Below are 11,761 nucleotides of genomic sequence, written 5' to 3'. Positions count from 1 at the left end.
CAGCTTACTTAGGTGCGGAAACCCGCCCTTGAGACTTCACAGACTTAGATCTTGCCGACCAGGTCCAGAGACGGAGCCAGAGTAGCCTCGCCTTCTTTCCACTTGGCTGGGCACACTTCGCCCGGGTGGGCAGCGACGTACTGAGCGGCCTTGATTTTGCGCAGCAGCTCGGAAGCATCACGGCCAACGCCGCCGTCGTTCAGTTCAACGATTTTGATCTGGCCTTCCGGGTTGATCACGAAGGTGCCACGGTCTGCCAGGCCAGCTTCTTCGATCAGCACGTCGAAGTTGCGGGAGATGGTCAGGGTCGGGTCGCCAATCATGGTGTACTGGATTTTGCCGATGGCTGGCGAAGTGTTGTGCCAGGCAGCGTGAGCAAAGTGGGTGTCGGTGGAAACGCTGTAGATTTCGACGCCCAGTTTCTGGAATTCGGCGTAGTTGTCAGCCAGGTCTTCCAGCTCGGTTGGGCAAACGAAGGTGAAGTCGGCCGGGTAGAAGAATACGACGGACCATTTGCCTTTCAGGTCAGCGTCCGACACGTCTACGAAGTTGCCGTTTTTGTACGCGGTAGCTTTGAACGGTTTTACTTGGCTGTTGATGATAGGCATCGTTGACTCTCCGTCAGGGTTAAGAAGTTGATGAAGTGAATCCTACCCACTCTTTCCGGCGATGGCTCATTGGCAAACCTGATGCTGGCGATTGGTTTTCCCTATCAGGTAGCGGTATTAATAGAAGAAATCTCAAATCAACGGCGGGCTGGCCAAGGTCATGCCGAGAAAAGGCGTCGCTTCAACATAGCGCATGGCTGATTTCATGTCGCTCCAGCCGACATAACTCATTAATGACTTCAAATCCCAGCCGCTGCGATGGGCCCACGTGGCGAAGCCGCGGCGCAGTGAGTGGCTGGTGTATTGATCGGCCGGGATGCCGGCGCGTTCCAGCGCCTGACGCAACAGCGGAATCACACTGTTGGGATGCAGCCCCTCCTCGCCCAGGTTGCCCCAACGGTCTATCGCTCTGAATACCGGGCCGCGCACCAGCGCCGAGGCGCTCAGCCATTCGCTGTAGGCCTGCACCGGGCACAAGCGCAGCAGCGCGGGGGTCTGGTAAGTTTTGCCGAGGTTGTCGCGGTCGCTTTTGCTGCGCGGGAGATACAGGCTGATCCCGGCGCCGGGCACCGCTTGAACATGCTGGATGTCCAGGCGACACAGCTCGTCGCTGCGAAACCCCCGCCAGAAACCCAGCAGGATCAGCGCCGTGTCGCGTTTGGCGCGCAATAAGCGGGGCTGGTCCTGAGCGTCATTCGCCCGTTTCGCTTCCGCTTGCAACGACGCAACGATCTGCTCCAGATGCTTGAGCTGCAACGGCTCGGCCTGTTTTTCCCGTGCCGGATGCACAGCTCGAATGCCCTTGAGCACCTTGCGCACGATGGGTGCTTTGGTGGGGTCCGCAAACCCCTGAGTGGAATGCCATTGCGCCAGCGCCGAAAGCCTCAGCTTCAAGGTGTTGACCGCCAACACGCCTGCATGCGCGACCAGGTAGCGCGCCACGCTGTCCCCCGTCGCCGGCAGAAACCCGCCCCAGCTCACTTCGAAGTGCTCGATGGCCGCACGATAGCTGCGCCGCGTGTTGTCGCGGGTGGCCGCGTTGAGGTAACGATCCAGATCGCTCATGAGTGGGTCCATTCGTACTGCTACAGCGTGTTTGGGTGATTAAAACAGGTATCACACGGGATAATACGCCAATATCCCATCTGTTAAATCATGAATTTAAGCGCATTTTTATTCGTGTTACAGTATGTATTTACATACCACGTACCACAGTACTAAATCGATGGAGACACCATGGCTCGCGGCGGCATAAACAAAGCAGTAGTTCAAACAGCACGCCTGGCGATCCTCGCCCGCGGCGAAAACCCCAGCATTGATGCGGTACGCATCGAGATGGGCAACACCGGCTCGAAAACCACTATTCATCGCTATTTGAAAGAGCTGGACGAGAGCGAAACCCGCCTCACCATCACCGAAGCGCCGATTGACGACGAGTTGGGCGAGCTGGTGGCGCGCCTGGCGCAGCGCTTGAAAGAGAAAGCCCAGGAGCCGATCGATCTGGCGCAACAGCAGTTCGAGCAACATAAGGCCGCCCTGCTCGCCCAGGTATCCGCGCTGGAAGAAGCCCACAGCCAGCTCAAGCAACAGTTTGATATCCAGGCGGCCGCACTGACTGAAGAAAGCGCTGCCCTGCAAACCGCCAGCACCAGCCTGCAAACCGAGCAAACCCGAAACGCCGGGTTGAGCCAGGCGTGCAGTGATTACGAGCTGAGAATCAACGACAAGGACGAGCAAATTCGCTCACTGGAAGACAAGCACCTGCACGCCCGTGACGCGCTGGAGCATTACCGCAACGCGGTCAAGGAGCAGCGCGAGCAGGAACAACGACGCCACGAAGGCCAGCTGCAGCAGCTTCAGGCCGAGCTGCGCCAGGCCCAGCAAAGCGCGATGGTGCGTCAGGATGAGATCACCCAATTGCATCGCGACAACGAGCGACTGCTGATTGAGCAGCGGGTAGCAACAAAGGAGTTGGCGACTGCACAGGAACAGGCCCGCAAGGATCATGCACAGCAACAATCGCTGAGCGAACGGCTCAATCAGGCTGAAAACGAGCGCACGCTGCTGCAGGAGCGCTTGCGTGTTGCGGCGCTGGACAATCAATCACGCCAGGAGTCACTGGAGGCCCAACAACAGGCAAGCAAGGCGCTGGAACTGGACCTGATCAAGGCCCAGTCCAGCATTGAGGCCCTGCGTCTGGCCGCTGCCATTGCAGCAGCGCCAGAGGCAAAACCTGAGACCTGATCAGTCGGCTTTCGGCGTGCGCATCGTGACGAACTCTTCCGCCGCTGTAGGGTGCACGCCGATGGTTTCGTCGAAATGCCGTTTGGTCGCGCCGGCTTTGAGCGCGATCGCCAGGCCTTGCACGATTTCGCCGGCGTCAGGGCCCACCATATGACAGCCGAGCACTTTGTCGGTATCAGCGTCGACCACCAGTTTCATCAGGGTCTTTTCCTGGCACTCGGTCAGTGTCAGCTTCATCGGGCGGAAGCGGCTTTCGAAGACCTGCACCTTGTGGCCGTTCTTCTTCGCTTCTTCTTCAGTGAGACCGACGGTACCGATATTCGGCAAACTGAACACCGCTGTCGGGATCATCGCGTAATCCACCGGACGGTACTGCTCCGGCTTGAACAAGCGACGCGCCACTGCCATGCCTTCGGCCAGCGCAACCGGTGTCAACTGCACACGGCCAATCACGTCACCGATGGCCAGGATCGAGGATTCAGCGGTTTGGTATCTGTCGTCAACCTCCACGAAGCCGCGCTCATCCAGTTTGACCCCGGTGTTTTCCAACCCCAGGTTATCCAGCATCGGGCGGCGGCCGGTAGCGTAGAACACGCAATCGGCTTCCAGCACGCGGCCGTCTTTCAAGGTGGCCTTGAGGCTGCCATCGGCTTGTTTGTCGATGCGCTCGATGTCGGCATTGAATTGCAGGTTGAGGCCGCGCTTGGTCAACTCTTCCTTCAGATGGGTGCGCACCGAGCCGTCAAAACCGCGCAGGAACAGGTCACCACGATAGAGCAAGGTGGTTTGCGCGCCCAGGCCGTGGAAAATGCCGGCAAATTCAACCGCAATGTAGCCGCCACCCACCACCAGCACGCGCTTGGGCAGTTCTTTCAGGAAGAATGCTTCGTTTGAGCCAATCGCGTGCTCGCGCCCCGGAATTTCCGGAATCTGCGGCCAGCCGCCGGTGGCGATCAGAATATTTTTGGCGGTAAAGCGCTCGCCGTTGATTTCCACCTCATTGGGACCCGTCAGGCGAGCATGCCCTTCGTGCAGGGTCACGCCACTGTTGACCAGCAGGTTGCGGTAGATGCCATTGAGGCGGTTGATTTCGCGATCCTTGTTGGCAATCAGCGTTGCCCAGTCAAAGTTGGCCTCGCCCAATGACCAGCCAAAACCACTGGCCTGTTCGAAGTCTTCGGCGAAATGCGCACCGTACACCAACAGTTTTTTCGGCACACAGCCGACGTTTACGCAGGTGCCACCCAGGTAACGGCTTTCAGCCACCGCCACCTTGGCACCAAAGCCCGCTGCAAAGCGCGCTGCACGAACACCGCCGGAACCGGCGCCAATCACATAAAGGTCAAAATCGTAGGCCATTTCACTCTCCTCGGCAGGCAACCAGCATACCGACTTACATGGGGCTGAAAAACGAAAAAGCCACCCGAAGGTGGCTTTTTCACAGCGGGGTTACTGTGGATCAGTAAGCCTTGCCGGTTTTGTAGAAGTGCTCGTAGCAGAAGTTGGTGGCTTCGATGTAGCCTTCAGCGCCGCCGCAGTCAAAACGCTGACCCTTGAATTTGTAGGCAATCACGCAGCCGTCTTTGGCTTGCTTCAACAGGGCATCGGTAATCTGGATTTCGCCGCCTTTGCCTGGCTCGGTTTCTTCGATCAGCTTGAAGATGTCCGGCGTCAGGATGTAACGGCCAATGATCGCCAGGTTCGAGGGAGCATCTTCCGGTGCTGGTTTTTCAACCATGTCACGCACGCGGATCAGGCCGTCGCCGATGTCGTCACCGGCAATTACGCCATACTTGTTGGTTTCGGTCGGGTTGACTTCCATGACCGCGACAATGGTGCAGCGATATTTCTGGTACAGCTTGACCATCTGGGTCAGTACACCATCGCCTTCCAGGTTAACGCACAAGTCGTCCGCCAGTACCACGGCGAACGGTTCGTCACCGATCAACGGGCGACCGGTCAGAATCGCGTGGCCCAGGCCTTTCATCTGAGTCTGACGGGTGTACGAGAACGAGCACTCGTCGAGCAATTTACGGATACCGACCAGGTATTTTTCCTTGTCGGTGCCCTTGATCTGGTTTTCCAGCTCGTAGCTGATATCAAAATGGTCTTCCAGTGCGCGCTTACCGCGACCGGTCACGATGGAGATTTCGTTCAGGCCGGCATCCAGTGCCTCTTCGACGCCGTACTGAATCAGTGGCTTGTTCACCACCGGCAGCATCTCTTTGGGCATGGCTTTGGTCGCTGGCAAGAAGCGAGTGCCGTAACCGGCTGCTGGGAACAAGCATTTCTTGATCATATGAGTCCTTATAAAGGGCTGTGCGTACGGAATTCGGCGCAGTCTAATCAGGCCGCAGTCACCTTACAATGGGTCCTGCTGGCGTTGCGATGTCATGATAGAGAAAAAATGTCGGCGTAAGTTCCGCAAATCCTGCACATAGCATTACCGACGGCTGTGCATCCCACGCCCAGCCCTTCTTGTTTAACAGGGCCTCCAACGTTTTAGCACGGTTTTCCCTGCCGGGCACGGGTCTGCAACAACTTGCCCGCCTGCAGCGCATTTGGCGCTATCATGATCCGCTGAACCACACCACGAGACTGATAGATGTCGGAACCAAAAGGCGTAAACGGCTACCTGATCACCCAGCGAGCAGATGGCTGGCACCTGATCAACTTTCATGGCGACAGCGTTGCCGGGACCTTCGCGACCGAGCGCGAAGCGATTGCAGTGGCTGAGGTGTTCGTGGACGAAGCCGGCCATGCGTCGAGCAAACGGCCGAAAGGCAAATAAGCCTCCCGGCACTTACAAAAGCCCCGTTGATCGGGGCTTTTTTTTGCGCGCTTAGTTTTACCGGGCCCGCGCACTTCATTAGTTACATCAGCCAGTATTGCCTTGGCGCAAATGTAATCCCATTCTTACAGTCATTGTGCAGCCTGAAACATTCTCATTACTCGACGTGTAGTTATTATCCTACAGTCGCATATCGAATTTTGGCAAAAAGCCATAACACTCTTACACAACTCGAAATAACCCGGCTACGCAACTAAGCGAATCGGGAGACTTACTTTTTCATGTGCAGACCACACAATGGCCTCGCTTCGAACAATTAACGATTTGGCAATGCAAATAGTTGGAAAAGATCAAACTTTTTCACGCAGAAGCCCTGAACAACTCGAAGCCGTAACAACAGGTTCGGAATGACACGGATCGTTGTTATATGCCTGGAACCCCCCTCGCACAACGGTGAGAGGGTTTCCGTATGACTTTTACTAATAGATAGGTCTTTGCAAATGAAAACTGAAATGAAAACTGCGCTGTTGGCTATCAGTCTGCTCGTGGGTTCGATGTCCACTGCTCAGGCCGCGGATGGAACGGTGACGTTTCTGGGGTCGGTTCATTCGGGTGCCTGCTCTATCAAGCCTGAGTCCGTGGACCAGTCAGTCCACTTGGGGGCAATCGCAAAACACCAGTTGCAAAACGGCGGCAAATCCAATGCCCGGCCAGTGCGTATCGAACTCGAAGGCTGCGATTTGACCGGCCTTACCGATAACACTGTCACCACCACCTTCACGGCTGCCCCCTCCACCGTCGTTCCTGGCGCCATCGGAACCGTGGGCGGCGCGGGCAATATCGGCGTCATGGTGACGCATGGCAGCACCCCTGTTGAACTCGGTGTACCGACAACCCCGCAGGCCATCGTTGCCGGTGACAACACGCTGCAATTCGGTGCCTACGTACAAGGCGCCGCCACCGGCACCATTGTGCCGGGTGATTTCACCGCAGTAACCAACTTCACCCTGGCTTATCAGTAAGTGTTTCCCCGCCACTTAAGGTGGCGGGGAATTCTGGCGGGAGATTACGGTGAAAACATTCATGAACCTCGCTATTACCAGCTCACTGATGACGCTATTGAGCCCCTGTGTGCTGGCACAGGATCAGGGCGATGGAGTGCTCACACTGGGTGGGCAAATCATTGATTCGGCTTGCGGGCTGGAATTGTCCAGTGTTGATCAAACCATCGAGATGCCTGCAGAGCCCATCGGCCGGTTTATACGCAATACGCTGGGCGCTCCCCATCCCTTTCAGCTGCGACTGATCAATTGCTCATTGAGCCGCCCCGACCCGAGTCGTCCGGGTGAGAGCCTGCCCGACTGGGAGCACCTGCGTGTGACGTTTGATGGCCCCCGAGACAGGCAGGGCCGGTCGTTCGCTGCCTCCGGTCTTTCACAAGGCGTTGCCTTCCATATATGGGACTCGACGGGCCAGGAAAGTATTCCGGGAGAACAAATGGCTCCCCATCCATTGAATGAAGGTGACATGACGCTGAACTACACATTGCGCCTGGTCGGCAACGGCCTGCAGATATTACCTGGCGACCACCGTGCGGCGGTGCGGTTTAAGTTGGAATACTTTTGAACAGTGATGGGTTGCTTTCATGCTGAATGCATCGAAGATAAAAAATACATTCCGCCCCGGTTGGCTGGCGAGCGGATTGATATCTGTAGCGGGAACCGCATTGGCGGCCGGAGATATCGAATTTAACACCGACGTGCTTGATCTTAATGATCGCTCGAATATTGATTTATCGCAGTTCGCGCGCAGCGGTTTTATTTTACCGGGCACTTATTCAATGGTAGTGCAAATCAACAACCAGCCGATTTCCGAACAATCGGTGACCTTTTACCCGCCGGAGGATGATCCAAAGGGAAGCCAAGCCTGCGTGTCGCAAAAACTTGTGGAACAGTTGAGCCTGAAGGCCGCCGGCAACGGGGACATTAGTTGGTGGAAAAACGGAGAGTGCCTGGATATCCGAAGTTTGCCGGGCATGGAAGTCATTGGCGATCTGGCCACCTCTACCTTGAGCGTTAACATTCCCCAGGCCTATCTGGAATACAGCGCGATCAATTGGGATCCGCCCTCTCGCTGGGATGATGGGGTGCCAGGGTTGTTGATTGACTACAACCTGACTGCGCAAAGCAGCCACCAGAGAAATGACAAGGCGCGTAATGACATCAGCGGTAACGGTACGCTCGGAGCCAATGCCGGCGCATGGCGTCTGAGGGCGGACTGGCAAGGCCGTGTCGACCAGGACCGCGAGGCATCGTCCAGGCGCCGGCAACTGGAGTGGAGCCGTTATTACGCTTACCGCGCCATTCCTGAATTACAGGCACGCCTGGTGGTGGGCGAGAACTACTTGTATTCGGACCTGTTCGACAGTTTCCGCTTCACCGGCGCGGCGCTCAACTCGGACGAAAGCCAGTTGCCGCCCAACTTGCGTGGGTACGCACCGGAAGTGGTGGGCGTGGCCAAAACCAACGCAAAGGTCATCATCAGCCAACAGGGCCGTGTGCTCTACGAAACGCTGGTGGCAGCAGGGCCCTTTCGCATTCGGGACCTTAACGACGCGGTCACCGGTCGGCTGGATGTGCGGGTTGAAGAGCAGGATGGCTCGGTGACTACCTTCCAGTTCGATACCGCAGGCGTGCCCTATCTGACGCGCCCCGGGCACGTTCGCTACAAGCTGGCAACGGGGCGCCCGTCCAATCTGCATTACGGTGCCGACGGCGATTTTTTTGGCACGGGGGAGTTTTCCTGGGGCGTCAGCAACGGCTGGTCGCTGTATGGCGGTGGCATCACCGACAACAACTACCGCGCGCTGTCGGTCGGGGTGGGCCGAGACCTGCTGGCATTCGGTGCGATCTCGCTGGATGCCACTCAATCGCGCGCAACCGTATGGAGTGAGACGCTCTCGGGCAAGTCGTACCGTGTTCAATATTCCAAGCATTTCGAAGAGTACGACAGCCAAATCACCTTTGCAGGCTATCGCTTTTCAGAAAAGAACTACTTGAGCATGAGCGAATACCTCGACGCTCGACATTACGGGATAAACGGCGAACTGGCCGATCGCGACGCAAACGGCGACCTGCCCAGGGACTGGAGGCCGATCGGCGATAGCAAGGCACTGTATACCGCGACCATCAACAAACAGTTTCGTGATTTGGGTGCCACGGTTTACGCCAGCTACAACAAGCAAACCTATTGGGGGCGGCCGGCCACACAGCGCTGGAACCTGGCCGTGTCGCGCTACTTCAATGTCGGCACCGTGAAGAACTTGAATGCGTCCCTGAACATGCATCGCACACGGGAATACAACTATCAGGACAACGGTGTTTCGCTGACGGTCAGCCTGCCGTTTGGGCGCACCGGCACATTGTCGATGGACGCCAACCGGGCAGCCGGCAGCAACAGTTTGAGCACGCGTTACAGCGACCGGCTTGATGAACGCAACAGCTACCAACTGAGCGCCAGTGACAAGTCAGCCAGCGGCTATTTGAGCCACATCGGCGACCAGGCGGACTTTGACCTCGCCGCCAGCCGGCAACAAGGCGGCTATACCAGCCTCAGCCTGTCGGCCCGCGGTGGTGGCACGCTCACGCCCCACGGCGCGGCCTTGCATCGCACCAACAGTACCGGCGGTACCCGGTTGATGGTTGACACCGGCGGCGTACCCGATGTGCCGGTGCGTGGTTATGGCAGCCCTTCGCGCAGCAACGCCTACGGCAAAGCGGTGATTTCCGATATCGGCAGCTATACGCGCACGGCAGCCAGTGTCGACCTGGAGAGCTTGCCGAGCAATGTCGAAGCCACCCAATCGGTTACACAACTGACATTGACCGAGGGCGCCATTGGCTACCGGTCTCTTTCGGTGATTGCCGGAGAAAAAGCCATGGCGGTCCTGCGCCTGCCGGATGGCAGTTCCCCCCCTTTCGGCGCGACGGTAAAAAACGTCAAGCAACAGGACACCGGCATCGTGAACGACGGCGGCAATGTCTATCTGAGCGGTATTCAGCAGGGTGAAAAAATGATCGTCAGTTGGGGCGGCTCGGAGCGCTGCGTGCTCACGCTTCCGGCCGTATTGCCCGCTGACCGGCTGACAGACGCGCTGCAACTGGGCTGCCAACGGGTAGCCACTGACCCATCCCTGCCAGGCCCCGCCACCGTGACCGGCACACGAACTGATATGGAGAAATCTTCCTCATGACACTCAACACTCGCCTCACACTCCCGACCTTCACGCTGCTGCTTTTAGGCTTGAGCCAGAACGGCTACGCCGCCGTCGGCCTGGACCGCACCCGTGTGGTTTTTGATGGCGCAAAAGAAGCCACCAGCGTGAATATCACCAACAACAACACTCAACTGCCGTATTTGGCTCAAGGCTGGATTGAGGATGAAGACGGCGCAAAAATCACCTCTCCCCTCATCGTGCTACCCCCCGTGCAACGCCTGGAGCCCGGAAAACAAAGCCAGTTGAAGGTGCAGGCTTTACCGGCGGCCAAGTCGTTACCGCAGGATCGGGAGACGGTCTACTACTTCAACCTGCGGGAAATCCCGCCACGCAGCGACAAGCCCAATACCCTGCAAATTGCGCTGCAAACCCGGATCAAGTTGTTCTACCGGCCGCAGGCTATAGCGCCAAGCCAGCAAGACCTGTCCAACCCCTGGCAGGAAAAGCTGACGCTGACCCTTGATGGCGAGCGCTACCAGGTGAACAACCCGACGCCCTACTACGTCACTCTGGTGGATGCGCGCAGCGCCAAAGAAGGCAAAACCGTAGCAGGCTTCGAGCCGCTGATGATCCCGCCCAAAGCCTCGCTGACGTTGGGGCCTACCGCCAAGGCGCTCGGCGCAACCCCGCATTTGGCCTACGTGAACGACTATGGCGGACGCCCGTTGATGGCTTTCACCTGCAGTCACAACACCTGCAAGGTCAGCGCCCAAGCCTCAACGCCCAACAAGTAGTGTCTGCTGCTGGAGAACGTCATGAAGTCGCACAACGTGAAGATCCTGGGCGCACTGCTGCTGGCCTCAGTTGGAGAGGTTCAGGCGCTAGAGGATGATGTCGAGGGCATGAGCGGCATGTTGAACATCAGCGGTTCCATGCACGAAACCCCGTGCAGCCTGGAAATGACATCGCTGCATCAAACCATTGATCTGGGTGTGGTCTCGACCAGCCACTTGCAACAGCCAGGGGATCAAGCCAGCCCGATCGCTTTTCAATTGCGGTTTTCCGATTGCCAACGCAAAGCCGGTGGAATTCGCAACGAGCGTACCGGGAACCTGGTATGGAGCGCGTTCCAGCCGGTGGTGTCGGTAGCTTTTTTGGCGCCCGCCGATGACGACGATGCACGGCTGGTCAAGGTGCAAGGCATTACCGGCATGGGCCTGCACCTGACCGATGCGTTGGGGCGTGATGTTCAACTGGGCTCAAGGGGCGAACCGCTGTTTCTGCCTCTAGGCAGCAACACCCAGACCTGGAAAGTCCAGCCCACGCGCACCTCGGCTCAATTGACCAGCGGGGCATTTCGGGCCGTGGTCGATTTCAGGCTCAATTATGAGTAAGGACAGAACAATGGCGAAGTCAACCGGCTCCCGAGCCATTCTTTTAGGGGGCGGCCTGTTGTGGGCTGCAAGCCAGGGTGCACTGGCTGAGACCAGTCTGACCATCCGCGCAGTCATCATTGCGCCCCCGCCGTGCGTCATCAACAGCGGTTCCACACTGGACGTACCGTTCGGAAATGACCTGCTGACGTCGCGGGTAGACGGCGTCAATTATCGTCGCAGCGTGCCGTACACCGTCACATGCGACTCGCCGTTCAGCAACGCTTTGACGCTGGAGCTCAAGGGCACGGGCGCAGCGTTTGACAGTGCCGTGCTCATGACGCGCAAAGCCGACCTGGGGGTAAAACTCTTCGTCAATGGTGCTGACTGGCCCCTGAATCGGGCCGTGAATTTTACCTATCCGAACTTCCCGGTGGTGCAAGCGGTACCGGTCAAACGCGCAGGCAGCAAGCTGACGGGAGGGGCATTTGATGCGGCCGCCACGCTGGTGGTCGAATATCAATGAAGA

At 57.7% G+C, this 11,761-nt stretch carries 12 protein-coding genes; 8 read left to right on the top strand and 4 right to left on the bottom strand.

Going from position 1 to position 11,761, the window contains the following annotated elements:
- Positions 1-44 precede the first annotated feature (44 nt).
- Positions 45-608, bottom strand: coding sequence for an alkyl hydroperoxide reductase subunit C (ahpC, locus tag ATI14_RS22620; protein WP_010210361.1), 564 nt, complete (start codon positions 606-608; stop codon positions 45-47).
- Between the two features lie 132 nt (positions 609-740).
- Complete coding sequence (locus tag ATI14_RS22615; protein ID WP_016969602.1) at positions 741-1,673, bottom strand: site-specific integrase; 933 nt, start codon at positions 1,671-1,673, stop codon at positions 741-743.
- Positions 1,674-1,844: 171 nt separating this feature from the next.
- Between ATI14_RS22615 and ATI14_RS22610 the strand changes: the two genes are divergently transcribed.
- Positions 1,845-2,852, top strand: coding sequence for a DNA-binding protein (locus tag ATI14_RS22610; RefSeq protein WP_080520449.1), 1,008 nt, complete (start codon positions 1,845-1,847; stop codon positions 2,850-2,852).
- On the opposite strand, the gene gorA is transcribed toward ATI14_RS22610, so the two are convergent.
- Both gorA and galU read right to left on the bottom strand, forming a co-directional pair.
- Positions 2,853-4,211: a glutathione-disulfide reductase gene (gorA, locus tag ATI14_RS22605; protein WP_016969600.1), complete on the bottom strand. Its 1,359-nt coding sequence runs from the start codon at positions 4,209-4,211 to the stop codon at positions 2,853-2,855.
- 100 nt (positions 4,212-4,311) lie between these two features.
- Positions 4,312-5,151: a UTP--glucose-1-phosphate uridylyltransferase GalU gene (gene galU, locus ATI14_RS22600; RefSeq protein ID WP_003173830.1), complete on the bottom strand. Its 840-nt coding sequence runs from the start codon at positions 5,149-5,151 to the stop codon at positions 4,312-4,314.
- A 306-nt stretch (positions 5,152-5,457) separates the two neighbouring features.
- On the opposite strand from galU, the gene ATI14_RS22595 reads away from it, so the two are divergent.
- The 7 genes from ATI14_RS22595 (at position 5,458) to ATI14_RS22565 (ending at position 11,758) form a co-directional block, all read left to right on the top strand.
- The gene (locus ATI14_RS22595) at positions 5,458-5,643 is read left to right on the top strand and encodes a hypothetical protein (protein WP_016969599.1); all 186 of its coding nucleotides are present in this window, start codon (positions 5,458-5,460) and stop codon (positions 5,641-5,643) included.
- A 512-nt stretch (positions 5,644-6,155) separates the two neighbouring features.
- Positions 6,156-6,665 (top strand): fimbrial protein, encoded by a 510-nt coding sequence (locus ATI14_RS22590; RefSeq protein ID WP_016969598.1) that lies wholly within the window; start codon positions 6,156-6,158, stop codon positions 6,663-6,665.
- 49 nt (positions 6,666-6,714) lie between these two features.
- Positions 6,715-7,269, top strand: a complete 555-nt coding sequence (locus ATI14_RS22585) for a fimbrial protein (RefSeq protein ID WP_016969597.1) — start codon at positions 6,715-6,717, stop codon at positions 7,267-7,269.
- Positions 7,270-7,288: 19 nt separating this feature from the next.
- Complete coding sequence (locus ATI14_RS22580) at positions 7,289-9,895, top strand: outer membrane usher protein (RefSeq protein ID WP_151148662.1); 2,607 nt, start codon at positions 7,289-7,291, stop codon at positions 9,893-9,895.
- Positions 9,892-10,653, top strand: a complete 762-nt coding sequence (locus tag ATI14_RS22575; protein ID WP_080520450.1) for a fimbria/pilus periplasmic chaperone — start codon at positions 9,892-9,894, stop codon at positions 10,651-10,653. Before ATI14_RS22580 ends, ATI14_RS22575 begins: the two co-directional genes overlap by 4 nt.
- A gap of 21 nt (positions 10,654-10,674) precedes the next feature.
- A complete protein-coding gene (locus tag ATI14_RS22570) occupies positions 10,675-11,253 on the top strand; it encodes a fimbrial protein (protein WP_016969594.1) in 579 nt (192 codons plus the stop codon).
- Positions 11,254-11,263: 10 nt separating this feature from the next.
- Entirely contained in the window at positions 11,264-11,758 is a 495-nt protein-coding gene (locus ATI14_RS22565; RefSeq protein ID WP_016969593.1) for a fimbrial protein, read from the top strand.
- Positions 11,759-11,761 lie beyond the last annotated feature (3 nt).

Origin of the sequence: Pseudomonas tolaasii NCPPB 2192 (genome assembly GCF_002813445.1) — a bacterium.
Classification (GTDB): domain Bacteria; phylum Pseudomonadota; class Gammaproteobacteria; order Pseudomonadales; family Pseudomonadaceae; genus Aquipseudomonas; species Aquipseudomonas tolaasii.
This window is presented reverse-complemented; position numbering and strand designations above follow the sequence as displayed.